This is a genomic window from Kocuria sp. CPCC 205231 (genome assembly GCF_040980965.1).
GTDB classification, from domain to species: domain Bacteria; phylum Actinomycetota; class Actinomycetes; order Actinomycetales; family Micrococcaceae; genus Kocuria; species Kocuria rosea.
In genome coordinates, this window is record NZ_JAVKPP010000003.1 from 108,213 (window position 1) to 133,453 (window position 25,241).

28 protein-coding genes are annotated in these 25,241 nt (G+C 70.3%); 1 reads left to right on the plus strand and 27 read right to left on the minus strand.

The features are described 5' to 3' along the window. Positions 1-159 precede the first annotated feature (159 nt). The 11 genes from rpsQ to rpsJ are packed head-to-tail and all read right to left on the minus strand — an operon-like array spanning position 160 to position 5,491. Positions 160-450 carry a 30S ribosomal protein S17 gene (gene rpsQ / locus RF640_RS03770; RefSeq protein WP_017833305.1) on the minus strand — a complete coding sequence of 97 codons (291 nt, stop codon included), beginning with the start codon at positions 448-450 and terminating at the stop codon, positions 160-162. Continuing rightward, positions 447-722 (minus strand): 50S ribosomal protein L29, encoded by a 276-nt coding sequence (gene rpmC / locus RF640_RS03775; RefSeq protein WP_017833304.1) that lies wholly within the window; start codon positions 720-722, stop codon positions 447-449. The genes rpsQ and rpmC overlap by 4 nt, the downstream gene beginning before the upstream one ends. 2 nt (positions 723-724) lie before the next feature. After that, positions 725-1,141, minus strand: coding sequence for a 50S ribosomal protein L16 (gene rplP, locus RF640_RS03780; protein WP_017833303.1), 417 nt, complete (start codon positions 1,139-1,141; stop codon positions 725-727). Then, positions 1,142-1,993 carry a 30S ribosomal protein S3 gene (gene rpsC / locus RF640_RS03785; RefSeq protein WP_017833302.1) on the minus strand — a complete coding sequence of 284 codons (852 nt, stop codon included), beginning with the start codon at positions 1,991-1,993 and terminating at the stop codon, positions 1,142-1,144. Continuing rightward, positions 1,994-2,359, minus strand: a complete 366-nt coding sequence (gene rplV, locus RF640_RS03790) for a 50S ribosomal protein L22 (RefSeq protein WP_017833301.1) — start codon at positions 2,357-2,359, stop codon at positions 1,994-1,996. It lies immediately after the preceding gene. Between the two features lie 53 nt (positions 2,360-2,412). Continuing rightward, a complete protein-coding gene (rpsS, locus tag RF640_RS03795; RefSeq protein ID WP_017833300.1) occupies positions 2,413-2,694 on the minus strand; it encodes a 30S ribosomal protein S19 in 282 nt (93 codons plus the stop codon). 12 nt (positions 2,695-2,706) lie between these two features. Beyond that, the gene (rplB, locus tag RF640_RS03800) at positions 2,707-3,546 is read right to left on the minus strand and encodes a 50S ribosomal protein L2 (protein WP_368826664.1); all 840 of its coding nucleotides are present in this window, start codon (positions 3,544-3,546) and stop codon (positions 2,707-2,709) included. Between the two features lie 30 nt (positions 3,547-3,576). After that, entirely contained in the window at positions 3,577-3,882 is a 306-nt protein-coding gene (gene rplW / locus RF640_RS03805) for a 50S ribosomal protein L23 (RefSeq protein ID WP_017833298.1), read from the minus strand. Continuing rightward, positions 3,879-4,502, minus strand: a complete 624-nt coding sequence (gene rplD, locus RF640_RS03810; protein WP_017833297.1) for a 50S ribosomal protein L4 — start codon at positions 4,500-4,502, stop codon at positions 3,879-3,881. The genes rplW and rplD overlap by 4 nt, the downstream gene beginning before the upstream one ends. A gap of 7 nt (positions 4,503-4,509) precedes the next feature. Next, entirely contained in the window at positions 4,510-5,166 is a 657-nt protein-coding gene (rplC, locus tag RF640_RS03815; protein WP_017833296.1) for a 50S ribosomal protein L3, read from the minus strand. Between the two features lie 16 nt (positions 5,167-5,182). Then, the gene (gene rpsJ, locus RF640_RS03820; protein WP_003803825.1) at positions 5,183-5,491 is read right to left on the minus strand and encodes a 30S ribosomal protein S10; all 309 of its coding nucleotides are present in this window, start codon (positions 5,489-5,491) and stop codon (positions 5,183-5,185) included. Between the two features lie 491 nt (positions 5,492-5,982). Between rpsJ and RF640_RS03825 the strand changes: the two genes are divergently transcribed. After that, positions 5,983-6,366: a VOC family protein gene (locus RF640_RS03825; protein ID WP_017833295.1), complete on the plus strand. Its 384-nt coding sequence runs from the start codon at positions 5,983-5,985 to the stop codon at positions 6,364-6,366. A gap of 87 nt (positions 6,367-6,453) precedes the next feature. On the opposite strand, the gene tuf is transcribed toward RF640_RS03825, so the two are convergent. From tuf to RF640_RS03905, 16 genes are all read right to left on the minus strand, one after another. Continuing rightward, positions 6,454-7,644: an elongation factor Tu gene (gene tuf, locus RF640_RS03830; RefSeq protein WP_017833294.1), complete on the minus strand. Its 1,191-nt coding sequence runs from the start codon at positions 7,642-7,644 to the stop codon at positions 6,454-6,456. A gap of 159 nt (positions 7,645-7,803) precedes the next feature. Then, positions 7,804-9,918 (minus strand): elongation factor G, encoded by a 2,115-nt coding sequence (gene fusA / locus RF640_RS03835; protein WP_031282946.1) that lies wholly within the window; start codon positions 9,916-9,918, stop codon positions 7,804-7,806. Positions 9,919-9,987: 69 nt separating this feature from the next. After that, on the minus strand, positions 9,988-10,458 hold the full coding sequence (gene rpsG / locus RF640_RS03840) for a 30S ribosomal protein S7 (protein WP_017833292.1): 471 nt from the start codon (positions 10,456-10,458) through the stop codon (positions 9,988-9,990). Then, positions 10,458-10,832: a 30S ribosomal protein S12 gene (gene rpsL, locus RF640_RS03845; protein WP_017833291.1), complete on the minus strand. Its 375-nt coding sequence runs from the start codon at positions 10,830-10,832 to the stop codon at positions 10,458-10,460. The genes rpsG and rpsL overlap by 1 nt, the downstream gene beginning before the upstream one ends. Before the next feature lie 313 nt (positions 10,833-11,145). Continuing rightward, positions 11,146-11,958, minus strand: coding sequence for an IclR family transcriptional regulator (locus tag RF640_RS03850; RefSeq protein WP_035924877.1), 813 nt, complete (start codon positions 11,956-11,958; stop codon positions 11,146-11,148). Positions 11,959-12,034: 76 nt separating this feature from the next. Further along, positions 12,035-12,712 carry a 3-oxoacid CoA-transferase subunit B gene (locus RF640_RS03855; RefSeq protein WP_095650585.1) on the minus strand — a complete coding sequence of 226 codons (678 nt, stop codon included), beginning with the start codon at positions 12,710-12,712 and terminating at the stop codon, positions 12,035-12,037. 1 nt (position 12,713) lies between these two features. Continuing rightward, entirely contained in the window at positions 12,714-13,406 is a 693-nt protein-coding gene (locus RF640_RS03860) for a 3-oxoacid CoA-transferase subunit A (RefSeq protein ID WP_017833288.1), read from the minus strand. A gap of 50 nt (positions 13,407-13,456) precedes the next feature. Then, positions 13,457-14,650 carry a thiolase family protein gene (locus RF640_RS03865; protein ID WP_017833287.1) on the minus strand — a complete coding sequence of 398 codons (1,194 nt, stop codon included), beginning with the start codon at positions 14,648-14,650 and terminating at the stop codon, positions 13,457-13,459. A 71-nt stretch (positions 14,651-14,721) separates the two neighbouring features. Next, positions 14,722-15,147 carry a 4-carboxymuconolactone decarboxylase gene (gene pcaC / locus RF640_RS03870; protein WP_035924888.1) on the minus strand — a complete coding sequence of 142 codons (426 nt, stop codon included), beginning with the start codon at positions 15,145-15,147 and terminating at the stop codon, positions 14,722-14,724. After that, positions 15,144-15,977 carry an alpha/beta fold hydrolase gene (locus RF640_RS03875; protein ID WP_368826669.1) on the minus strand — a complete coding sequence of 278 codons (834 nt, stop codon included), beginning with the start codon at positions 15,975-15,977 and terminating at the stop codon, positions 15,144-15,146. Before RF640_RS03875 ends, pcaC begins: the two co-directional genes overlap by 4 nt. After that, complete coding sequence (locus RF640_RS03880; protein ID WP_368826671.1) at positions 15,974-17,419, minus strand: lyase family protein; 1,446 nt, start codon at positions 17,417-17,419, stop codon at positions 15,974-15,976. Before RF640_RS03880 ends, RF640_RS03875 begins: the two co-directional genes overlap by 4 nt. 91 nt (positions 17,420-17,510) lie before the next feature. Then, the gene (pcaG, locus tag RF640_RS03885; protein WP_095650586.1) at positions 17,511-18,095 is read right to left on the minus strand and encodes a protocatechuate 3,4-dioxygenase subunit alpha; all 585 of its coding nucleotides are present in this window, start codon (positions 18,093-18,095) and stop codon (positions 17,511-17,513) included. Then, positions 18,088-18,810: a protocatechuate 3,4-dioxygenase subunit beta gene (pcaH, locus tag RF640_RS03890; protein WP_109222055.1), complete on the minus strand. Its 723-nt coding sequence runs from the start codon at positions 18,808-18,810 to the stop codon at positions 18,088-18,090. The genes pcaG and pcaH overlap by 8 nt, the downstream gene beginning before the upstream one ends. Positions 18,811-19,067: 257 nt before the next feature. Beyond that, positions 19,068-20,267: a 4-hydroxybenzoate 3-monooxygenase gene (locus RF640_RS03895; protein WP_368826673.1), complete on the minus strand. Its 1,200-nt coding sequence runs from the start codon at positions 20,265-20,267 to the stop codon at positions 19,068-19,070. 135 nt (positions 20,268-20,402) lie between these two features. Continuing rightward, positions 20,403-21,167, minus strand: a complete 765-nt coding sequence (locus RF640_RS03900) for an IclR family transcriptional regulator (protein ID WP_017833280.1) — start codon at positions 21,165-21,167, stop codon at positions 20,403-20,405. Positions 21,168-21,316: 149 nt separating this feature from the next. Beyond that, the gene (locus RF640_RS03905; protein ID WP_031282944.1) at positions 21,317-25,201 is read right to left on the minus strand and encodes a DNA-directed RNA polymerase subunit beta'; all 3,885 of its coding nucleotides are present in this window, start codon (positions 25,199-25,201) and stop codon (positions 21,317-21,319) included. Between the last annotated feature and the right edge of the window lie 40 nt (positions 25,202-25,241).

Here is a 25,241-nt window from a genome sequence, read left to right on the forward strand (position 1 = left end):
AAGAGCTGTGGATTGCACGGACAGAGATTTCCGCCCATACAAGCTCACCAGCCTAGCACAGGCGGGGCGCCGTCCGTGCGGGCGGTGAACAGGCGACGGCCCGCCCCCTCCAGGAGGGGGCGGGCCGTCGGGGCCGTGGCCGGCTCTAGCGAGCTCGGGTCACTTGGCCTTCTCGAGGATCTCCACGATCCGCCACCGCTTGGTCGCGGACAGCGGGCGGGTCTCGGAGATCAGGACGAGGTCGCCGACGCCGGCGGCGTTCTGCTCGTCGTGGGCCTTGACCTTCGAGGAGCGGCGCATGACCTTGCCGTACAGCGAGTGCTTGACGTTGTCCTGCAGCTGCACCACGACGGTCTTGTCCATCTTGTCGGAGACCACGTAGCCACGACGGCTCTTGCGGTCACCGCGCTCGTCGGCCTGCTCGGCCTCGTTGTTGATCTGCTCGGTCACTTGGCGTCCTCCTCGGAGGTGGTCTCGGCGGTGGTCTCGGCGGAGCCCGCCTGGGGCCGGATGCCGAGCTCGCGCTCGCGCAGCACCGTGTAGATGCGCGCGATGTCGCGCTTGACGGCCTTGAGGCGGCCGTTGTTCTCGAGCTGACCGGTTGCGGACTGGAAGCGGAGGTTGAACAGCTCCTCCTTGGCCTTGCGCAGCGCCTCACCCAGAGAGTCCTTGTCGAGGGCCGCGAGGTTCTCGATGCTCAGATCCTTGGATCCAACAGCCATTCTCATTCACCACCTTCGCGACGCACGATGCGTGCCTTCATCGGGAGCTTGTGGATCGCCAGGCGCAGGGCCTCGCGGGCGACCTCTTCGGAGACACCGGAGAGCTCGAACATCACGCGCCCGGGCTTGACGTTGGCGACCCACCATTCGGGGGAGCCCTTGCCGGAGCCCATGCGGGTCTCGGCGGGCTTCTTGGTCAGGGGGCGGTCCGGGTAGATGTTGATCCAGACCTTGCCGCCACGCTTGATGTGGCGGGTCATGGCGATACGGGCGGCCTCGATCTGACGGTTCGTCACGTAGGCCGGCGTGAGCGCCTGGATGCCCCATTCGCCGAAGGCGACAGTGGTGCCGCCCTTGGCAGCGCCCGACCGCTTCGGGTGGTGCTGCTTGCGGAACTTCACACGACGTGGGATGAGCATTTACTTACCACCCTCTGCGTTGGTCGCTCCCGCGGCCGGAGCCGGGGAGGCGGCGGAGTCGTTGCGCTCACGGCGTCCGCCACGGTCGTTACGGTCGGGACGACGACGGTCGCCGCCGCCGCCTCCGCGACGCTCGCCCGGACCGCCGCGACGGTCACGGTCGCCGCCGCGGCCGCGCGAGGGAGCGGCGGCCTGCTGGGCCGCCAGTTCCTTGGCGGTGAGGTCGCCCTTGTAGATCCAGACCTTCACGCCGATGCGGCCGAAGGTGGTCTTGGCCTCGAAGAAGCCGTAGTCGATGTTCGCGCGCAGGGTGTGCAGGGGCACACGGCCTTCGCGGTAGAACTCCGAGCGGCTCATCTCGGCGCCGCCGAGGCGGCCGGCGCACTGGATGCGGATGCCCTTCGCGCCGGCGCGCTGCGCCGACTGGATGGCCTTCTTCATGGCGCGGCGGAAGGCCACGCGGGAGGCGAGCTGCTCGGCGACACCCTGGGCGACCAGCTGGGCGTCCACCTCGGGGTTCTTGACCTCGAGGATGTTCAGCTGGATCTGCTTGCCGGTGAGCTTCTCGAGCTCGCCGCGGATGCGGTCGGCCTCGGCGCCGCGGCGGCCGATGACGATGCCGGGGCGGGCGGTGTGGATGTCCACGCGCACGCGGTCCCGGGTCCGCTCGATCTCGACCTTGGAGATGCCGGCCCGCTCCATGCCCGTGGACATGAGCTTGCGGATCTTGATGTCCTCGCGGACGTAGTCCTTGTAGCGCTGGCCCTCCTTGGTGGAGTCCGCGTACCAGTGCGACACGTGGTCGGTGGTGATGCCCAGCCGGAACCCGTGCGGGTTGATCTTCTGTCCCACTTAGCGGACCTCCTCGCTGTCAGGGCTCGCCACGATCACGGTGATGTGGCTCGTGCGCTTGTTGATGCGGTAGGCGCGGCCCTGGGCCCGCGGCTGGAACCGCTTCATGGTCGGACCCTCGTCGACGAAGGCCTCGCTCACGACGAGCTCCTCCTCCTTGAACGGCAGGCCGTCGCGGTCCGCCAGCTGGCGCGCGTTGGCGACCGCCGACTGGAGGACTTTGAACACCGGTTCCGAAGCACCCTGGGGGGCGAACTTCAGAATCGCCAGAGCCTCATTCGCCTGTTGGCCACGAATCAGGTTGACGACGCGCCGGGCCTTCATAGGCGTCACGCGGATGTAGCGCGCAGATGCCTTGGCTTCCATTGCTTTCCTTCTCTCGTCTTCTCGAAGTGCTCACGCTGCGGGATCCCGGAGGATCAGCGGCGCTTGCCCTTCTTGTCGTCCTTCACATGGCCGCGGAAGGTCCGCGTGGGGGCGAACTCGCCGAGCTTGTGCCCGACCATCGACTCGGTGATGAACACGGGGATGTGCTTGCGTCCGTCGTGCACGGCGATCGTGTGCCCGAGCATGTCGGGGACGATCATCGAGCGGCGGGACCACGTCTTGATGACGTTCTTGGTGCCCTTGTCGTTCTCCTTGGCGACCTTCAGGAAAAGGTGCTGATCGACGAAAGGGCCCTTCTTCAGGCTGCGTGGCATGTGTCAGGCTCCTTAGCGCTTGTTCTTGCCGGTGCGACGACGGCGGACGATGAGCTTGTCGCTCTCCTTGTTGGGGCGGCGGGTGCGGCCCTCGGGCTTGCCGTTCGGGTTGACCGGGTGACGGCCACCGGAGGTCTTGCCCTCGCCACCACCGTGCGGGTGGTCGACGGGGTTCATGACCACACCGCGGACGGTCGGGCGGACGCCCTTCCAGCGGTTGCGGCCGGCCTTGCCCCAGTTGATGTTCGACTGCTCGGCGTTGCCGACCTCGCCGACCGTCGCGCGGCAGCGCACGTCGACGTTGCGGATCTCGCCGGAGGGCAGCCGGAGCTGGCCGTACTTGCCCTCCTTGGCGACGAGCTGCACCGACGCGCCGGCGGAGCGGGCGAGCTTGGCGCCGCCGCCCGGACGGAGCTCGACGGCGTGGATCACGGTGCCGACGGGGATGTTGCGCAGCGGCAGGTTGTTGCCGGGCTTGATGTCGGCGCCGAGGCCCGACTCGACGACGTCGCCCTGGGACAGCTTGTTCGGCGCGATGATGTAGCGCTTGGAGCCGTCCACGAAGTGCAGCAGCGCGATGCGCGCCGTGCGGTTCGGGTCGTACTCGATGTGCGCGACCTTGGCGTCGACGCCGTCCTTGTCGTGGCGACGGAAGTCGATGACGCGGTACTGGCGCTTGTGCCCGCCACCCTTGTGCCGGGTGGTGATGCGGCCGGTGTTGTTCCGCCCGCCCTTCTTGGGCAGCGGCCGGACCAGCGACTTCTCGGGGGTCGTGCGCGTGATTTCTGCGAAGTCGGCAACGGAGGAGCCGCGACGGCCCGGGGTTGTCGGCTTGTGCTTACGGATAGCCATGTGTCAGTTCCTCGTTAAAGTGGTCTCCGCTCAGGCGAGCGGACCGCCGAAGATGTCGATGGTGCCTTCCTTGAGGGTCACAACGGCACGCTTGGTGCCCTTGCGCTGACCCCAGCCGAAGCGCGTGCGCTTCCGCTTCCCGGCACGGTTGATGGTGTTCACGGACTCGACCTTGACGCCGAAGATCTGCTCGACGGCGTACTTGATCTGGGTCTTGTTCGAGTCGGGCGCCACGAAGAACGTGTAGCGGCCCTCGTCGATGAGCCCGTAGGACTTCTCGGAGACGACCGGCGCGATGATGACGTCCCGGGGGTCCTTGATGGTGGTCGCGCTCACTTGGCGTCCTCCTGCTTCTTCTTGCTGGCGGCCGCCACGAAGGACTCGAACGCGTCCTTGGTGAAGACCACGTCGTCGGAGACCAGCACGTCGTACGTGTTGAGCTGGTCCGCGTAGAGGGTGTGCACGTCGTCGAGGTTGCGCACCGACAGCGCGGCCACGTCGTCCGAGCGGTGCAGGACGACCAGCAGGTTCTTGCGGTCGGAGAGCCCGCGCAGCGTCGCCTGGGCGGCCTTCGTGTTGGGGACGGTGCCCTCGACGAGTGCCTCCACGACGTGGATGCGGTTGTTGCGCGCCCGGTCCGAGAGGGCTCCGCGCAGGGCGGCGGCCTTCATCTTCTTGGGGGTGCGCTGGCTGTAGTCGCGCGGGGTCGGGCCGTGCACCACGCCGCCGCCGGTCATGTGCGGAGCGCGGATCGAGCCCTGGCGCGCGCGGCCGGTGCCCTTCTGCTTGAAGGGCTTGCGGCCGGCGCCGGAGACCTCGGCGCGGTTCTTGGTCTTGTGCGTGCCCTGGCGGGCCGCGGCCAGCTGAGCGACGACGACCTGGTGCAGCAGGGGCACGTTGGTCTGGACGTCGAAGATCTCGGCGGGCAGGTCGACGTTGACGGTCTGAGTTGCCATGGTCTGATCAGGCTCCCTTCACTGCGGTGCGGACGAGGACGACCGAACCCTTGGGGCCCGGCAGGGCGCCCTTGATGAGCAGCAGGGAGTTCTCGGCGTCCACGGCGTGAACGGTGAGGTTCTGCGTCGTGTGACGGACGGCGCCCATGCGGCCCGCCATGCGCATGCCCTTGAACACGCGAGCGGGGTAGGACGCGCCGCCGATGGATCCCGGCTTGCGGTGGTTCTTGTGGGCACCGTGGGAGGCGCCGACGCCGGAGAAGCCGTGACGCTTCATCACACCGGCCGTGCCCTTGCCCTTGGTCTTGCCGATCACGTCGACCTTCTGGCCGGCCTCGAAGAGCTCGACGGAGAGCTCCTGGCCCAGCTCGTAGGTGTCGGCGTCGGCCGTGCGCAGCTCCACGACGTGGCGGCGCGGCGTGACGCCGGCCTTCTCGAAGTGGCCGGCCAGCGGCTGGGTGACCTTGCGGGGGTCGATCGCACCGAACCCGATCTGGACGGCCGAGTAGCCGTCACGGTCCTGGTTGCGCAGCTGGGTCACGACGTTGGAGTCCGCCTTGACGACGGTCACCGGCACGAACTTCCCGTTCTCGTCCCAGACCTGGGTCATGCCGAGCTTCGTGCCCAGCAGGCCCTTCACCTGGCGTTCGAAAGTGGTAGTCATTGGGATGCGATCCTCTTTACAGCTTGATTTCGATGTTCACGTCAGCCGGCAGGTCGAGGCGCATGAGCGAGTCGACGGCCTTCGGCGTGGGGTCGATGATGTCGATCAGCCGCTTGTGCGTGCGCATCTCGAAGTGCTCACGGCTGTCCTTGTACTTGTGCGGCGAGCGGATGACGCAGTACACGTTCTTCTCCGTGGGCAGCGGCACGGGGCCGACCACCGTGGCGCCTGCGCGCGTCACCGTCTCAACGATCTTCCGGGCCGAGACGTCGATGACCTCGTGGTCATAAGACTTCAGCCGGATGCGGATTTTCTGTCCCGCCATGGCGTCGTGACTCTCTTTCTTGAACGATCTTCCCTGTGACGGAGCCGAGGGCTCCTTGTGCATGACGCCACCTGGTGGGCGCCCCTCCACGCAGACTGAATCCGGAAGGATCCGGGTTCCTCACCCTGCTGGAGCTCCGACCCCCGAACTCGGGCGTGTCGTCCCGTGCTGGCACGGGGGCACACCGATTCCGTTTCTCGGGGCGGGCTGTATGTGGTCCGTGCGTGGCAGCTTCCAGGAGCTGCTGACCCCGGTTCTGCTTCGGAACCCGATGGTGTCCTGGGGTCTGCCGGTTCGAACCGTTGGGAGCACGCGTCGGCGCTTGAACAACGTCCTCCATCCTGCCAGAGATGGCAGACCGGTGCAAACGCACGGCCGGGGGCAGGCCGTGCGCAACCGTGCCGGAACCGTGAGCCGACCGCGACCGGCGCCGGCACCCGCGGTCGTATCCTGGCCTCGTCCGCACCCCGACGTCCCAGGAGATGGGTCCCATGCTGTCCACCGCGAGACTGGTCGCGATCGTCCCCGTCCGGGAGCTCGACCGCGCCCGCCGGTTCTACCAGGAGACGCTGGGGCTCTCCCCCGCCCACGCCCCCGAGCCGGACAGCGTCCTGTTCAGCGAGGACGGGCACACCGGCCTGCAGCTGCTGCTGCGCCCGGACGCGCCGGCGTCCGGGCTGACGCAGGTCAGCTTCGAGGTCCCCGACGTCGAGGCCGCGGTCCGGGAGCTCGAGGGCCGGGGCGTGCGCTTCGAGGACTACGACCTGCCCGGCCTGCGCACCGTCGACCACGTCCTCACCGCCGACGGGATGCGCGCGGCGTGGTTCACCGACTCCGAGGGCAACGTCCTGTGCCTGCACCAGCTCACCGGCTGAACCCCGTCGTGGTTGCCCCGGAACGCACGGAACCCCCCGCCGCTGCAGGAGCGACGGGGGGTTCTGCGCAGATCGGCAGTCCGGGGACTACTTGATGATCTTGGTGACGCGGCCGGAGCCCACGGTGCGGCCACCCTCACGGATGGCGAAGCCGAGGCCCTCCTCCATGGCGATCGGCTGGATCAGCGCGACCGTCATCTCGGTGTTGTCGCCGGGCATGACCATCTCGGTGCCCTCGGGCAGCGTGATGACGCCGGTGACGTCGGTGGTCCGGAAGTAGAACTGCGGACGGTAGTTCGAGTAGAACGGGTTGTGACGCCCGCCCTCCTCCTTGGAGAGGATGTAGACGTTGGCCTCGAAGTCGGTGTGCGGGGTGATGGAACCCGGCTTGCACACGACCTGGCCGCGCTCGACGTCGTCACGCTTGAGACCGCGCAGCAGCAGGCCGCAGTTCTCGCCCGCCATGGCCTCGTCCATCTGCTTGTGGAACATCTCGATGCCGGTGACCGTGGTCTTCTGGACCGGACGGATGCCGACGATCTCGACCTCGGAGTTGATCGGCAGCGTGCCGCGCTCGGCACGGCCGGTCACCACGGTGCCGCGACCGGTGATGGTGAAAACGTCCTCGATGGGCATGAGGAACGGCTTGTCCATCTCACGGATGGGGTCGGGCACGTTCTCGTCGACGGCCTCCATGAGCTCCTCGACCTTGGCGACCCACTCGGGGTCGCCCTCGAGGGCCTTCAGCGCCGAGACGCGGACGACCGGCGCGTTGTCGCCGTCGAAGCCCTGGTCGGAGAGGAGCTCGCGCACCTCCATCTCGACGAGGTCCAGCAGCTCCTCGTCGTCGACCATGTCGGACTTGTTCAGGGCCACCAGCAGGTAGGGCACGCCCACCTGGCGGGCGAGCAGCACGTGCTCGCGGGTCTGGGCCATGGGGCCGTCCGTGGCGGCGACCACGAGGATGGCGCCGTCCATCTGCGCCGCACCGGTGATCATGTTCTTGACGTAGTCCGCGTGACCCGGGGCGTCGACGTGCGCGTAGTGGCGCTTCTCCGTCTGGTACTCGATGTGCGCGATGTTGATGGTGATGCCGCGCTGCTTCTCCTCCGGAGCGGAGTCGATGGCACCGAAGTCGCGCTGCTCGTTCAGGTCCGGGTACTTGTCGGCCAGGACCTTGGAGATGGCAGCCGTGAGCGTCGTCTTGCCGTGGTCGACGTGGCCGATGGTGCCGATGTTGACGTGCGGCTTGGTGCGCTCGAACTTGGCCTTCGCCATGGTTGTTCCTCCTAGAACATTTGTCGAAACTTGCTCAGCACTACCCCACCGCGTGTTTCCGGGGGGAGCTTGAGGCGCTCAGCAGTACTGAAACCTCTGCAAGTCTACTTTGGCTGTGCGTGATTGATGAAATTCCCGGCCGGGGCCGAGGGGTGGTGCCTACTCGCCGCGGTTCTTCTGGACGATCTCCTCGGCGACGGCCTTGGGGACCTCCGAGTAGCTGTCGAACCGCATCGAGTACACGGCGCGGCCCTGGGTCTTGGACCGGAGGTCGCCGATGTAGCCGAACATCTCGGACAGCGGGACGAGGGCGTTGACCAGCTTGATGCCGCTCACGTCCTCCATCGACTGGATCTGGCCGCGGCGGGAGTTCAGGTCGCCGATGACCTCGCCCATGTACTCCTCGGGGGTGCGCACCTCGACCGCCATGAGCGGCTCGAGGAGGACGGGCTGCGCCTTGCGGGCACCCTCCTTGAACACCATCGAGCCGGCGATCTTGAACGCCATCTCGGAGGAGTCGACGTCGTGGTAGGCGCCGTCGAGCAGGGTGGCCTTGACGCCCACGACCGGGTACCCGGCGAGGACGCCGAGACGCATGGCGTCCTGGATGCCGGCGTCCACGGAAGGGATGTACTCGCGCGGGACGCGGCCGCCGGTGACCTTGTTGTCGAACTCGTAGAGCTCCTCGGCGTCCAGCGGGATCGGCTCGAACGCCATCTGCACCTTGGCGAACTGGCCGGAGCCGCCGGTCTGCTTCTTGTGCGTGTAGTCGATCTTCTCGACGGCCTTCTTGATCGTCTCGCGGTAGGCCACCTGCGGCTTGCCGACGTTCGCCTCGACCTTGAACTCGCGCTTCATGCGGTCCACCAGGATGTCCAGGTGGAGCTCGCCCATGCCGCCGATCTCGGTCTGGCCGGTCTCCTCGTTGAGGGACACGGTGAACGTGGGGTCCTCGGCGGAGAGCTTCTGGATCGCGATGGAGAGCTTCTCCTGGTCGCCCTTGGTCTTCGGCTCGATGGCCACCGAGATGACCGGGGCCGGGAAGGACATGGACTCGAGCACGATCGGCTTCTGCAGGTCGCACAGGGTGTCGCCCGTGGTGGTGTCCTTGAGCCCGATCGCGGCGTAGATGTGCCCGGCCTGGACGGTGTCGACCGGGTTCTCCTTGTTGGAGTGCATCTGGAACAGCTTGCCGATGCGCTCCTTCTTGCCCTTGGTGGAGTTGAGCACCTGGTCGCCGTTGGACGCCTTGCCGGAGTACACGCGGATGTAGGTCAGCTGCCCGTAGAACGGGTGGTTGGCCACCTTGAAGGCGAGCGCGGAGAACGGCGCGGTCGAGTCGACCGGGCGGGAGAGGATCTCCTCCTCGTTGTTCAGCGCGTGGCCCTCGACGTTCGGGACGTCCAGCGGGGACGGCAGGAAGTCGATGACGGCGTCGAGCATCGGCTGCACGCCGCGGTTCTTGAACGCGGAGCCGCACAGCACGGGGTACGCCTGCGAGGTGATGGTGAGCTTCCGGATGCCGGCCTTGAGCTCCTCGAGGGTGAGCTCCTCGCCGCCCAGGTACTTCTCCATGAGCTCGTCGTCGGCCTCGGCGACGGACTCCACCAGCTGGTTGCGGTACTCCTCGGCCCGCTCCTGCAGGTCGGCGGGGATCTCCTCGATCTCGTACTTGGCGCCGAGGGAGACGTCGCCCTTGGAGTCGCCCGGCCAGACGAAGGCCTTCATGGTGAGCAGGTCGACCACGCCGGTGAACTCGGACTCGGAGCCGATCGGCAGCTGCATGACCAGCGGCTTCGCGCCGAGGCGGTTGATGATGGTGTCGACGGTGAAGTAGAAGTCGGCGCCCAGCTTGTCCATCTTGTTGACGAAGCAGATGCGGGGGACGTCGTACTTGTCGGCCTGGCGCCAGACCGTCTCCGACTGGGGCTCGACGCCCTCCTTGCCGTCGAAGACCGCCACGGCGCCGTCGAGCACGCGCAGGGAGCGCTCGACCTCGACCGTGAAGTCCACGTGGCCCGGGGTGTCGATGATGTTGATCTGGTTGTCGTGCCAGTAGCAGGTCGTCGCGGCGGACGTGATCGTGATGCCGCGCTCCTGCTCCTGCGCCATCCAGTCCATGGTGGAGGCACCATCGTGGGTCTCGCCGATCTTGTGGGAGATACCGGTGTAGAACAGGATGCGTTCGGTGGTGGTGGTCTTCCCGGCATCGATGTGCGCCATGATGCCGATGTTGCGGACCTTCTTGAGGTCGGTAAGCACGTCAAGTGCCACGGTGGTTCCCTTTCGGAGATGGTGCCGGCGGCCTGTCGGCCCGGGTGGGGCCGACAGGCCTGGAAGATTCTACCAGCGGTAGTGGGCGAAGGCCTTGTTGGACTCCGCCATCTTGTGGGTGTCCTCCCGGCGCTTCACGGCGGCACCGAGACCGTTGGACGCGTCCAGGATCTCGTTCTGCAGACGCTCGGTCATGGTGTTCTCACGGCGGATCTTCGAGTAGCCGACGAGCCAGCGCAGGGACAGCGCCTGGGCGCGGCCCGGCTTGACCTCGACGGGCACCTGGTAGGTGGCGCCGCCGACGCGGCGGGACTTCACCTCGAGGGCCGGCTTGACGTTCTCCAGGGCCTTCTTGAGGGTGGCGACGGGGTCGGCACCGGACTTGGCGCGGACACCCTCGAGGGCACCGTAGACGATGCGCTCGGCGGTGGACTTCTTGCCGTCCTGGAGGACCTTGTTGATCAGCTGCGTGACGACCGGGGAGCTGTAGACCGGGTCGACGACGAGCGGGCGCTTGGGAGCGGGACCCTTACGAGGCATTACTTCTTCTCCTTCTTGGCGCCGTAACGGGAACGGGCCTGCTGGCGGCCCTTGACACCCTGGGTGTCGAGCGCGCCGCGGACGATCTTGTAGCGGACACCGGGGAGGTCCTTCACGCGACCGCCGCGGACGAGCACGATGGAGTGCTCCTGCAGGTTGTGGCCCTCACCGGGGATGTAGGCCGTGACCTCCACGCCGCCGTTGAGCTTCACGCGGGCGACCTTGCGCAGCGCGGAGTTCGGCTTCTTGGGGGTGGTGGTGTAGACGCGGGTGCACACGCCGCGCTTCATGGGGCTGCCCTTGAGTGCGGGCGCCTTGGTCTTGACGACCTTCGGGGTCCGGCCCTTGCGGACCAGCTGCTGGATTGTAGGCACAGTGTCTCCTGATCGGACGGGACGCGTCAGCGGCCCGCTGGGTGTTCGGCTCCCCCGCGACCGGCCGGGGCCGGGAGCGGGTGCGGCGCCTGTCGTGGGCCCGGCGGGCGGGCACCACGGTCGCCGCGCCGAAGGTAGCTGGGCAGACGAAAAGGATGGCATTTCGGTACACAACGCGTACCGGAGGACCGAGTCCGTTCTGCCATGATTTCTTCGGCCTCCAGGGGCGCGGGCGCCGAGGGATGACCGTTCAATTCCTCGACAGCCTATCAGACCCCGGCCGGGGCGGGGAAGCGGGGCCGGGCCGGCCCGCTCAGCGCCCGGTCGCGGCGAGGTCGGCGGAGATCCTCCGGGCGCACTCGAGCAGGGGCGGCACGACGTCGTCCACGGGGTCACCGGCGCTGGCGCCGGGCATCCCCACGCGCATGGAGACGTTCACGGCCGCGACCACGCGCCCGGTGCCGTCGGTGACGGGGGCGGCGACCGAGCGCAGCCCGACCTCGAGCTCCTGGTCGACGAGCGCCCAGCCCTGGGCGCGGACCCGGCGCAGGTCGGCCTCGAGGGCCGCGCGGTCGGTGAGGGTGTGCTCGGTCAGGCGCTCGATCCGCGCCGTGCGGAAGTACTCGTCGAGCTCCTCCGGGTCCAGCCCGGCCAGCAGCACCCGGCCCATGGACGTGGCGTGGGCGGGGAACCGGGTGCCCACGGCGATCGCCACGGTCATGATCCGGTGCGTGGAGACGCGGGCGACGTAGACGATGTCGGCGCCGTCCAGCACCGAGGCGGACGTGGACTCCTCGACCTGCGCCGAGAGGGTCTCGAGGTGCGGGGCGGCCAGGGCGGGCAGCGGCTGCGAGGAGAGGTAGGAGTAGCCGAGCTGGAGGACCACGGGGGTGAGCTCGAAGAGCCGCCCGTCGGTCCGGACGTAGCCCAGCTCCTCGAGCGTGAGCAGGAACCGGCGCGCGGTGGCGCGGGTCAGCCCGGTGCGCCGGGCCACGTCGCTGAGGGTCATCCGGGGGTGCCGGGCGTCGAAGGCCGTGATCACGCCGAGCCCGCGCGCCAGGGACTGCACGAACTGTCCGGGGGTGCCCCGCTCCCCCGCCGGGACGGTCGGGTCCTGCTCGGTCATCGGTGGCCTCCTGCGGGCCTCGTCCGGGGTGCGGCGGCCGGTGCCGGCCCGCCGCGCCCCGTGAGCGGTGCTGGGCTCAGCGGGCGGGCCGCAGCGGGACGTCGACGATCTGCTGGAGCTCCTCGAAGCTCGTGCCGAAGGTCTCGCGCACCGTCACGCCGTCCTCCTCGAGGAGGAACACGGCCTGGTCGGTGTAGATCCGGGAGACGCAGCCGACGCCGGTGAGCGGCATGGTGCACTGCTCCACGAGCTTGGACCGGCCCTTCTTGGTCAGCAGGGACATCATCACGAAGGTCATCTTCGCACCCGTGGCCAGGTCCATGGCCCCGCCCACGGCGGGGATCGCGTCCGGGCTGCCGGTGTGCCAGTTGGCGAGGTTGCCCGTCCGGTCCACCTGGAAGGCGCCGAGCACGCAGTAGTCCAGGTGCCCGCCGCGCATCATGGCGAAGGAGTCCGCGTGGTGGAAGTAGGAGCAGCCCGGCGTCTCGACCACGGGGATCTTGCCGGCGTTGATGAGGTCGGCGTCGACCTCGTCGCCGTGGGCCTCGGGGCCCATGCCGAGCATCCCGTTCTCGGTGTGCAGGGTGACGTCGTCCTCGGCGCTCAGGTAGTTGGAGACCAGGGTGGGCTGGCCGATGCCGAGGTTGACGTAGGAGCCGGCGGGGATGTCGCGGGCCACCACGCGGGCCAGCTCCTCCGGGGCGAGGGGCGTCTCGGAGGTCCTGGGCACGGTGTCCACGGTGTTCTCGCTCATCTCAGATGTCCTCTCGGGGGTCGGTCTGGGCGGGTGCGTCGATCCGCACGACGGTGTCCACGTAGATGCCGGGGGTCACGACGGCCTCGGGGTCCAGCCCGCCGCGCTCCACGAGCTCCGCGACCTGCACGATGGAGGTGGCGGCGGCGGCGGCCATGATCGGGCCGAAGTTGCGGGCCGTCTTGCGGTAGACGAGGTTGCCGGCCCGGTCGGCGACGTGCGCCTTGGTCAGCGAGAAGTCGGCCTTGATGGGGTGCTCGAGCACGTAGTGGCGGCCGTCGATCTCACGGACCTCCTTGCCCTCCGCGAGCAGGGTGCCGTAGCCGGTGGGGGTGAAGAACCCCCCGATGCCGGCGCCGGCGGCGCGGATCCGCTCGGCGAGGTTGCCCTGGGGGACGACCTCGAGCTCGATCTGCCCGGCGCGGTACTTCTCGTCGAAGTGCCAGGAGTCGGACTGGCGCGGGAAGGAGCAGATGATCCTCCGCACGCGGCCGAGCTGGATCAGCCGGGCCAGGCCCACGTCGCCGTTGCCGGCGTTGTTGTTCACGACCGTCAGGTCGGTGGCCCCGTGCTCGATGAGCGCGTCGATCAGCTCGACGGGCTGGCCGGCCACGCCGAAGCCGCCGATCATGACGACGGCGCCGTCGTGGATCGGGGCCACGGCCTGCGCGCAGCTCTCTGCGATGTTCAGCATGCGTTGTGCCTTCCTTCGGTGGTCTTCTCCGCCCGGGTCCCGCGCGGGTCTCAGGCGTTCTGGTTCTCGAGCACGACGGCGAGGCCCTGGCCCACGCCGATGCAGATGGCCGCCACGCCCCAGCGGGCCCCGGAGGCCTGCAGGGACTTCGCGAGCGTGCCGAGGATGCGGGTGCCCGACGCCCCGAGGGGGTGGCCGATGGCGATGGCGCCGCCGTGCCGGTTGACGATCGCGGGGTCGATCCCCCACGCATCGACGCAGGCGAGGGACTGGGCCGCGAAGGCCTCGTTGAGCTCGACGGCGGCGACGTCCTCCCACGTGATCCCGGCGCGGCGCAGCGCCAGGTTCGCGGCCTCGACCGGGGCGAAGCCGAAGAACTGCGGCTCGTTGGCCGCGGCGGCCCGCCCGGCGATGCGGGCGAGGGGCTGCAGGCCGGTCAGCTCGGCGGCCTTCTCGGAGCCCAGCAGCGCCGCGGAGGCGCCGTCGTTGAGGGGCGAGGCGTTGCCGGCGGTGACGGTGCCGCCCTGGTCCGCGGGGCGGAAGACGGTCTTGAGCCCGCCCAGCTTCTCGACCGTCGAGGACGCACGGACGGACTCGTCCCGGGTCAGCTCGGTGCCGGGGACCGGGACGGTGAGGTCGTCGTAGAAGCCCTCGTCCCACGCCTGCTGGGTGAGCTGGTGGGAGCGGAACGCGAACTCGTCCATCCGCTCGCGGGTGATGCCGTGGCGCTCGGCGAGCTGCTCGGTGGCCTCGCCCAGGGACACGGTCCACTCCGGGTTCATCGCCGGGTTCACGAGGCGCCAGCCCAGCGTGGTGGAGGCGAGGGTCAGGTCGCCGGCCGGGTAGGGCTTCTCCGTCTTCGGGAGCACCCAGGGGGCCCGGCTCATGGACTCGACGCCGCCGACGAGCATCAGGTCGGCCTCGCCCGCGTTGATCTGCCGGGACGCGATGATCGCGGCGTCCAGGGACGACCCGCACAGGCGGTTGACGGTGGTGCCGGGGAGCTCGACGGGCAGGCCGGCCAGCAGCGTGCCCATGCGGGCGACGTTGCGGTTCTCCTCGCCGGCGCCGTTGGCGTTGCCGAGGATCACCTCGTCGATCGCGGCGGGGTCCAGCGCGGACGCGCGCCGGACCTGCTCGCCGATCACCAGGGCGGCCAGGTCGTCGGGGCGCACGCCCGCCAGGGCGCCGCCGAAGCGGCCGAAGGGGGTCCGCACGGCGTCGTAGATGTAGGCCTCGGTCATGGTGTTCCTCACTTGCGTCGTTGCACGTCGGTCACGGGGTGCCGGAATGGGGTGGTCGGAGGGCCGGCAGGTCAGGGGGCCGGGGGCGCCGCGGAGTCCTCGGCGTCGAGGGCGTCGAGGACCTGCTTGGCGTGCTTGAAGGCGTTGTTGGCGGAGGGCACGGAGAGGTAGATCGCCGACTGGAGCAGGATCTCCTTGATCTCGTCCCGCTCCAGGCCGTTGCGCAGGGCGGCGCGCACGTGCATCTCGAACTCCTCCCAGTGCCCGGCGGCGATCAGCGCGGTCAGGGTCACGGCGCTGCGCATCCGCCGGTCCAGTCCCGGCCGGGTCCAGATCTCGCCCCACGCGTAGCGGGAGATGAAGTCCTGGAACTCGGCGGTGAAGGCGTCCTTGCCGGCCTCGGCGCGGTCCACGTGGGCGTCGGAGAGCACCTCGCGGCGCACGGCCATGCCGTCCGCGTGGGCCTCCTGCTCGGTGCGCCGGGGGTTGCCGCTCATGCTCGTGCTCCTTCGTGGTGGGGTGGGTGGGCGCCGATGTGCTCCTCCAGCAGGCGTGCCACGTCCTGCGGGGCCTCGGCGGGCACGAGGTGGCCCGCGCCCTCGACGACCACGAGGCGGCCGCCGGTCGCCCCGGCCAGCTCCGCCACGGCGTCGGGCGGCGTGGCGGCGTCCTGCGCGCCGACCACGGCGAGCACGGGGACGTCGACGGCGCCGAGGCGCCCGGTCGCGTCGAAGCCCGCGAGGGCCTCGCAGGCCCGGGCGTAGGAGAACCGGTCCGCGTCCTGGAGGGCGTGCAGCAGCCCGGTGGTCGTGACCGCGTCCCGCTCGATGAAGCCCGGGGCGAACCACCGCTGCGCGGAGCCGACGATCTGGGTGGGGGTGCCGGCGGCGGCCACGAGCCGGGCGCGCTCGGACCACGCGGCGGGCTCCCCCACCCGGGCGGCGGTGCCCACCAGCACGGCCGCCGCCGGCCGGTGCGGCGCGTCGAGCAGCAGGTGGAGGCCGACGCAGCCGCCGAGGGAGGTGCCCGCGTAGTAGAACGGACCTCCGGTTTCGAGGCCGGCGGCCTCCTGGTACCGGTCCACGGCGTCGAGCACGCCCCGGGCCAGCTCGGCGGTGCCGAACGGCTCGTCGGCGGGCGCGGAGCCGCCGTGGCCGGGGAGGTCCCAGCCGACCACGCGCAGGTCGGCCTCCAGCAGGTGCGCCGCGGCGGACCACAGCGAGGCGGCGGAGGTGCCGAGCCCCGGGCCCAGCACCAGCAGGGGCGCCCGCGGCGACGGGGCCCGGCGGGTCGAGAACTCGACGAGGGTGAGGACGGGGACGGTCATGCGGATGCTCCTGGGCTGGTCCGGGTGCTGGACGGACGGTCGTTCGCGGACCGGCGGTGCTGCGCGAGCACGCGGTCGATCAGCAGGTCGTTGGCCCCGAGGTACCCGGCGGGGTCGAGCAGCCCGGCCACGACGTCCCGGTCCACGGGGGTGCCGTCGGCCAGGGCGGTGCCGGCGGCGAGGCCCACGAGGGCGTCGAGCATGCCCGGTCCGTCGGTCGCGTGCTCGCGCACGACCTCCTGCACGCGCTGCCGCCCCGTGGCGCCGTCGGCGGCGGGCGGCAGCAGGGGCGCGAGCTCCGCGCTGATCCGCTCGGCGAGCACGGCGGGACCCGACGCGTCCAGGTTGGCCCGCATCCGGGCGCTCTGCACGGTGAGCCCGGCCGTGAGCTCGGCCGCGTGCGACGACGCCGCGACGGCGAGCCGGGCGAGCTCCCGCAGTGCCGGCCACTCCGTGTGCCAGGCGCCGTCGGGGCGCTCGTCGACGAACTGGGCGGCGGCGACGTGGAGCTGGGCCACGAGCTGCGGCGCCGTCAGGGCGGTGCGCTTGAGCAGCACGGACAGCACCGGGTTCTGCTTCTGCGGCATCGCCGAGGACACGCCGCGCCCTTCGACGGCCGGTTCCCGCAGCTCGCCGAGCTCGGGGCGGGAGAGCAGCAGGACGTCGTTGGCGATCCGGCCGAGGGCCGCGCAGACCGCCGCGAAGGTCTCGCCGGTGCGCAGCACCGGTCGCCTGGTGGCGTGCCACACGTGCGGCGGCAGGCTCAGGCCGAGCTCGTCGGCCCAGCGGCGGGCGAGCTCGAGGGCCTGCTCGGCGGCGTCGGGGGCGCCCGGGAAGAGCGCGAGGCTGCCGGCGAGGGTGCCGGCGGCGCCGCCGCAGGACACCGGGAGCCGGGCGAGCCCGGCGAGGTCCGCCTCGAGGTCCTGCAGCCCGGCCAGCCAGCCGGCGGCCTTGAGCCCGAAGGTGGTCGGCAGCGCGTGCTGGGTCAGGGTGCGGGCGGCCTGGACGGTGCCGCGGTGGACGTCCGCCAGCCGGGCCAGGGCGTCGGCCGTCTCGGACAGTCGCTCAGCGAGGGGGACGGCGGCGCGCCGGGCCAGCAGCATCATGGCGGTGTCCATGACGTCCTGGCTGGTCAGGCCGCGGTGCACGAAGCGCACGGCGCCGGGGTCGAGCTGCCCCAGCCGGCGCCGGTAGTCGGCGAGGAGCGGGATGACGGGGTTGCCGCCGCCCTCGGCGCGCCGGGCGATGTCCCCGGCGTCGTAGTCGGCGGCGCGGGCGGCCGCACGCGCGGACGCCGCGGCGGCGCGCGGGGCGAGCCCGGCGTCCGCCTGCGCGGCGACCCAGGCGGCCTCGACGTCGAGCAGCGCCTGGAGCACCGCGGTGTCGTCCGTGTGCGCGTCACCCCGGTGGGCTCCGGGGCGGAGCAGCCCGGCGTCGGTCATGCGCGTCCTCCTTCGGTGGTCGTCGGGTCGTCCGTGGCGGGGTGGTGCCGTGCGGGGGCCCCCGGGCGGCCGGGGCCCGCGCACGGAACGGTCACACCTGGAGGTTCGGGTAGGTGAGGAAGACGGTCTCGCCCTCGCCCTGGAGCCGAAGGTCGAAGCGCAGGGAGCCGTCGGCCTCCCGCTCGGCGACCAGGGTGCGGCGGCGGTCCTCGGGCAGGGAGCGCAGCAGCGGGTCGTTCGCGAGGGCCTCGGTGTCCTCCGGCAGGTAGATGCGGGTGAACAGCCGGTTCGTCACGCCCCGGGCGAAGACGGTCAGCGTGATGAACGGCGCCTTGCCGGGCTCGGTCGGCCCCGGGTCAACGGTGGTGAAGGTGTAGTGACCCTCGTTGTCGACGGACGCGCGGCCGAAGCCGGTGAAGGTGTAGCCGTCGCGCACGAGCGAGCCGGTCGCGGTGGGGACGTCGCCGTTGCCGTCGGCCTGCCAGATCTCGAGCATGGCGTCCGGCACGAGGTCGCCGTGGCCGTCGGTCACCGTGCCGTGCAGGCGCACCGCCTGCGGGTGCCCGAGCGGGACGAGCAGCTCGCCCTTGTCGTAGGGCAGCGCGTAGCCGAAGAACGGCCCGATGGTCTGGCCGGGGGTGGCCGGGAGTGCGGGGGTCGCGGGGGTCTCAGACATTGGAGTCGCCTTCCGTCCAGGTGCGGTTCGAGCCGCTGAGCACGATGTCCCAGGTGTAGCCGAGCAGCCACTCGTGCTCGGACGCCTCGTGGTCGTAGTCGGCCACGAGCCGGCGGCGGGCCTCGGGGTCCACGATCGACTGGAAGATCGGGTCCAGCGCGAACAGCGGGTCCGAGGGGAAGTACATCTGGGTGATCATCCGCTGGGTGAAGTCCGTGCCGAACAGGGAGAAGTGCACGTGCGCGGGCCGCCAGGCGTTGTGGTGGTTCTTCCAGGGGTACGGCCCGGGCTTGATGGTGACGAACTCGTAGGATCCGTCGTCGCCGGTCAGGCAGCGCCCCACGCCGGTGAAGTTCGGGTCGATGGGAGCCGGGTGCTGGTCCCGCTTGTGGATGTACCGCCCGGCCGCGTTGGCCTGCCAGATCTCCACGAGCTGGCGGCGCACGGGCCGGCCGTCGCCGTCGAGGACCCGGCCGCGGATCTTGATCCGCTCGCCGATGGGCTCCCCGCCCGACTGGATGGTCAGGTCCGACTCGAGCCGGTGCACGTCCCGCTCGCCGAAGGCGGGCGCGTGCAGCTCGATGGTCTCCGGGTCCGCGTGGTGCAGGTCCTTGGTGGGGTGCCGCAGGATCGAGCTGCGGTAGGGCGCGTAGTCCAGCCGCGGCTGCGTCTCGGTGCGGCCGGACGCGCTGTAGTCGGCGCTGATGCCGGCCATCTCGCGGTCGAGGTCGGCCTGCGTGTCCGCCGCGTCGTCGGGGCCCTTCGGGGTGAGGTGCACGAAGGACTCCTCCGGCCCCTGGTCCTGGTCGGTCATGGTTCAGCTCCTTTGTTGCGAGGTGGCTGCCGCACCGGCGGGCGTGGTGCCCGCGGCGAACTCTCCGAGGCTAGCGCATTCGGTGCAGCATTCGCACATGTGTTCACTGTGCGGACTTATTGTGGGGTCACAGTGGGGAGGTCCGGCGGGGCCGGGGGTCAGCGGTCGTCGGGCCAGCCGGTGTAGGACTCCGCGAAGTAGGCGGCGCCGCGCTCGGAGCCGGTGATCGCCTTGAACTCGCCGCGCCGGCGCTTCTGGTTGAAGGGGTTCTCCCCCGGCTGGGTGTGCATGAGGTGGGTGGCCCAGTAGGAGAAGTTCTGCGCCTTCCACACCCGCTCCAGCGCCGTGGCCGAGTACCCGGCCAGCCCGGTGCCGTCGCCCGTGCGGAAGAACTCGACGATCGCCGGGGCGAGCACGCGGACGTCGCAGAACGCGAGGTTCAGGCCCTTGGCGCCGGTCGGGGGGACGGTGTGGCCGGCGTCGCCGACGAGGAACAGGTTGCCGTGGCGCAGGGGCTCGCAGACGTAGGAGCGGAACTTCAGCACGGTCTTGTCGAAGATGGGGCCCTCCTGGAGCCGGAGCCCGTCGGGGCCCTCGACCCGGCGCTGGAGCTCGGCCCAGATCCGCTCGTCGCCCCAGTCGTCGACGTCCTCCTCCGGGTCGCACTGGAAGTACATCCGCTGGACGGTCCCGCTGCGCTGGGAGATGAGGGCGAAGCCGTGCTCGGAGTTCGAGTAGATGAGCTCCGGGGCGCTCGGCGGGGCCTCGGCGAGGATGCCGAACCAGGCGAAGGGGTACTCGATGAAGTTGTCGGTGCGCTCCTGCTCCGGGATGGCGCGGCGGCAGATGCTCTGCGAGCCGTCGGCGCCCACGAGGATCTCGCAGCGGACCTCGAAGTCCTCGCCCGCGGCGTCGGTGAAGCGGATGCCCGGCCGGTCGGTGGTCAGGTCGACCACCTCGGTTTCCGTGACGGACCAGCGGACGTCGCCGCCGTCGCGCTCCCGGGCGTCGGCCAGGTCCAGGAACACCTCGTTCTGCGGGTAGAGCCACACGGACTCGCCGACGAGCTCCTTGAAGTCGATCCGGTGGCTCTCCCCCTCGAAGCGCAGCACGGTGCCCTCGTGCTCGTGGCCCTCCGTGAGCACCCGCCCGTCGACGCAGGAGTCGGTCAGCATCCGCACCGTGGGCGCCTCGAGGATGCCCGCCCGGTGGGTGGCGTGGATGGTGTCTTTGTCGCGCTTCTCGACCACGATGCTGTCGATGCCGGCGCGGCCGAGCAGGTGGGCCAGCATCAGCCCGGCGGGGCCGCCGCCCACGATGCCGACCTGCGTGCTGAGAACGGTGCGCTGTGCGCTCATGAGTGCTCCTGGTGATACGACGGGAATCGTGTCCAGTGTCTCAGCGGCCTGTGGGCGGCACCACAGTCGTCCCGTTGAACGGGATGCTGGAGGCGACGGGCGCGGTGTGCCCGGGAGCCGGTGCCGCGGCCCGTCTCAGCGGGGGGCGTCCCGCAGGGTCCGGCGGATGCCGTGCGCCGCGGTGTGCAGCGCCTGGACGATCGCCCCGGCCCGCGCGGCCGGGTCGCCCGCCGGGGTGATGACGCCCAGGCCCGCCACCACCTGGTCGCCGCGCCCCCGCACGGGGACGGCGATCCCCGCCGTGCCGGCCTCGAGATAGCCGGTCTGCAGGGCGTGGCCCGCGCCGCGGATCCGCTCGAGCTCCGCGGCCAGCACCGCGGGCTCGGTCGGCGAGAGCTCGGTGAACGCGGTGAGGGGCCCCTGCAGGTACTCCTCCTGGTAGTCCTGGGGGGCGTGCGCCAGCAGCACGAGGCCCGTGGCCGACAGGTGCAGGGGCAGCCGGCCGGCCACCTCCGACCGGACGGGCACCGCCCGGGGGTGGGAGAGCCGCTCCACGAGCAGCACCTCGCGGCCCTCCACGATGCCGAGCTGCACGTGCTGGCGCAGCACCGCGTGGATGTCGCCCATGAAGGGGCGGGCGGCGCGCGCCAGGCCGAGCTCGCGCGAGGAGCGGTTGACCAGCTCCCACAGCCGGGTGCCGACCACGTAGTGCCCGCCCTCCACCCGCTCGAGCCAGCCCTGGCGGGCCATGTCCCGGGCGAGCCGGTGCGCGGTGGCGGTGGGCAGCCCGGTGAGGGCCGCGATCCGGCCCCCGGTCAGCCGCGAGTCCTCCGCCGTGAACGCCGCGAGGATCCGGTCCGCCCGCTCGAGCACGGACTCCCCGGTGGGTGAGTTCGCCATGGTGACTCCTGGGGCTCCTTCCTGGTCCGCGGCCCGGCCCCGTGACCGGCCGCGGGACGGGGGCAGCCCCGCCCCGGAAGACGCTACTTCCGGAACGGGGCTGCCGTGGTGACCACGAGGGTGATCACGTCCTGCGCGGGACGCCGACCTCAGTTGGAGCCGAAGTCGTAGTCCTCCAGCGGGATCGCCTGGAACTCGGCGGGCGAGGAGTTCTCCTCCGCGTAGCTGAAGTCCGAGAATGAGCCCGGCTCCGTGAACAGCGAGGCCTTCGCCTCGTCCGTCGGCTCCACGTCGATGTTGTTGTACCGCGCGAGCCCGGTGCCGGCCGGGATCAGCTTGCCGATGATCACGTTCTCCTTGAGGCCCACCAGCGGGTCGGACTTGCCCTCCATGGCCGCCTGCGTGAGCACGCGGGTGGTCTCCTGGAAGGACGCGGCCGACAGCCACGAGTCGGTGGCCAGCGAGGCCTTGGTGATGCCCATCAGCTCCGGGCGGCCGGCGGCCGGCCGGCTGCTCTCGGCCACGGCCTTGCGGTTGGCCTCCAGGAAGCGCACGTTCTCGACGAGCTCGCCCGGCAGCAGGTCCGTCTCGCCCGACTCGATGATCGTCACGCGGCGCAGCATCTGCCGCACGATGACCTCGACGTGCTTGTCGTGGATGCCCACGCCCTGGGAGCGGTACACGCGCTGCACCTCGTCCACGAGGTGCTTCTGCGCCTGCCGCGGACCGCGGATGCGCAGCACCTCCTTGGGGTCGACGGCGCCCGAGACCAGCTGCTGGCCGACCTCGACGTGGTCGCCCTCGGTCACGAGCAGCTTGGCGCGGCGCAGCACCGGGTACCCGATCGCCTCGTCCCCGTTGTCCGGGGTCACGACGAGCTTCAGGGCCTTCTCGGTGTCCTCGATGCTGACCCGCCCGGCGACCTCCGAGATCGGCGCGACGCCCTTGGGCGTACGGGCCTCGAAGAGCTCCTGGATACGGGGCAGACCCTGGGTGATGTCGCCGTCCGAGGACGCCACACCACCGGTGTGGAAGGTGCGCATCGTGAGCTGCGTGCCCGGCTCGCCGATGGACTGCGCGGCGATGATGCCGACGGCCTCGCCGATGTCCACCAGCTGGTTGGACGCCAGCGAGCGGCCGTAGCAGGCCGCGCAGACGCCCACCGCGGACTCGCAGGTCAGCACGGAGCGCACGCGCACCGTGTCGGCCCCGCCCGCGAAGAGGGCGCTGATGAGCCCGTCGGAGAGGTCCGTGCCGGCCTCGGCCAGGATCTCGCCGTTGGCGTCCACGACGTCCACCGCGAGCACCCGGCCGTGCACCGTGTTCTCGATGTCCTCGTGCAGCACGCGGGACCCGCTCTCCTGCACGTCGGCGAGCGGCAGGTTCAGGCCGCGCTCCGTCATGCAGTCCGCCTCCCGCACGATGACGTCCTGGGAGACGTCGACGAGACGACGGGTCAGGTAGCCCGAGTTCGCCGTGCGCAGCGCGGTGTCGGCCAGGCCCTTGCGGGCACCGTGGGTCGCGATGAAGTACTCCAGCACCGACAGGCCCTCGCGGTACGAGGACTTGATCGGGCGGGGCATGATCTCGCCCTTGGGGTTGGACACGAGCCCGCGGATGCCGGCGATCTGGCGGACCTGCATCCAGTTGCCTCGGGCGCCGGAGGACACCATGCGGTTGATGGTGTTCAGCGGCGACAGGTTCGCCTGCATGGCCTGGGCGACCTCGTCCGTGGCCTTGGTCCAGATGTCGATGAGCTCCGAGCGGCGCTCGTCGTCGTCGATCAGACCACGGTCGTACTGGCCCTGGATCTTCGCGGCCTGCGCCTCGTAGCCCTCCATGATGGCGGGCTTCTCCGGCGGGGTCGCGATGTCCGAGATCGCCACGGTCACGCCCGAGCGGGCCGCCCAGTGGAACCCGGCGTCCTTGAGCTCGTCCAGCGTGTGCGCCACGGTGACCATCGGGTACCGCTCCGCGAGATCGTTGACCAGCGCGGACAGGTGCTTCTTGTCCGCGACGGCCTCGTCCCAGGGGTAGTCCTCGGGCAGCGTCTCGTTGAACAGCACGCGGCCCAGCGTGGTCTGCACCAGCACCGGCTGACCCGGCTCCCAGCCCTCGGGGGCCTCCCAGCCCTCGAACGGCACGAAGTCGTCCAGCTCGATCCGGCACAGCGCGTTGAGGTGCAGCCGGCCGGCGTCGTGGGCCATGATCGCCTCGGCCACGGAGGAGAACGAGCGGCCCTCCCCCTCCTCGCCCTCGCGGACGGTGGTGAGGTGGTACAGCCCGATGATCATGTCCTGCGAGGGCAGGGCGATCGGCTTGCCGTCCGAGGGCTTCAGGATGTTGTTCGAGGACAGCATCAGGATGCGCGCCTCGGCCTGGGCCTCCGGGGACAGGGGCAGGTGCACGGCCATCTGGTCGCCGTCGAAGTCGGCGTTGAACGCGCCGCACACGAGCGGGTGGAGCTGGATGGCCTTGCCCTCGACGAGCTGCGGCTCGAACGCCTGGATGCCCAGACGGTGCAGGGTGGGGGCACGGTTGAGCAGCACGGGGTGCTCGGTGATGACCTCCTCGAGCACGTCCCACACCTGGGGGCGGTAGCGCTCGACCATGCGCTTGGCCGACTTGATGTTCTGCGCGTGGTTGAGGTCCACCAGCCGCTTCATCACGAACGGCTTGAACAGCTCCAGCGCCATCTGCTTCGGCAGACCGCACTGGTGCAGCTTCAGCTGCGGGCCGACCACGATGACCGAGCGGCCGGAGTAGTCGACGCGCTTGCCGAGCAGGTTCTGCCGGAACCGGCCCTGCTTGCCCTTGAGCATGTCGGACAGCGACTTCAGCGCACGGTTGCCCGGCCCGGTGACCGGGCGGCCGCGGCGGCCGTTGTCGAACAGCGAGTCCACGGCCTCCTGCAGCATCCGCTTCTCGTTGTTGACGATGATCTCCGGGGCGCCCAGGTCCAGCAGGCGCTTGAGCCGGTTGTTGCGGTTGATCACGCGCCGGTAGAGGTCGTTGAGGTCCGACGTGGCGAAGCGGCCGCCGTCGAGCTGGACCATCGGGCGCAGCTCCGGCGGGATCACCGGGACGGCGTCCAGGACCATGCCCAGCGGCGAGTTGTCCGTGGTCAGGAACGCGTTGACGACCTTGAGCCGCTTCAGGGCGCGGGTCTTGCGCTGGCCCTTGCCGGTGGCGATGGTCTCCCGCAGGGACTCGGCCTCCGCCTCGAGATCGAAGGTCTCGAGGCGCTTCTTGATCGCCTCGGCGCCCATCGAGCCCTCGAAGTACATGCCGTAGCGGTCCACCATGACGCGGTAGAGCGCCTCGTCTCCCTCGAGGTCGTTGACCTTGAGGTTCTTGAAGCGGTCCCAGACCTGCTCGAGGCGGTCGATCTCCAGGTTGGCGCGCTTGCGCACGTTGGCCATCTGGCGGTCGGCGGAGTCGCGGAGCTTGCGCTTCTCCGCGGCCTTGCCGCCCTCCTCCTCGACCCGGCCGAGCTCGGTCTCGAGGTCGCGGGCGATCGCGGCGATGTCGGAGTCGCGGGTGGACTCCATCTGCGCCTTCTCCCGGTCCACGGCGGCCTGCAGGTTCGGCAGGTCGTCGTGGCGGGCGTCCTCGTCCACCGACGTGATCATGTACGCCGCGAAGTAGATGACCTTCTCCAGGTCCTTCGGGGCGAGGTCCAGCAGGTAGCCGAGCCGCGAGGGCACGCCCTTGAAGTACCAGATGTGGGTCACGGGAGCGGCGAGCTCGATGTGGCCCATGCGCTCACGGCGCACCTTGGCGCGGGTGACCTCCACGCCGCAGCGCTCGCAGATGATGCCCTTGTAGCGCACGCGCTTGTACTTGCCGCAGTAGCACTCCCAGTCCCGGGTGGGACCGAAGATCTTCTCGCAGAACAGGCCGTCCTTCTCGGGCTTGAGCGTGCGGTAGTTGATGGTCTCCGGCTTCTTGACCTCGCCGTAGGACCAGGTCCGGATGTCCTCCGCGGTCGCAAGACCGATCCGCATGAGGCCTAGTGAAGATTCGTTGGACATGAGGGTCCTTTATCTCTTTCTCTGGAAAAGTTGACGTCTC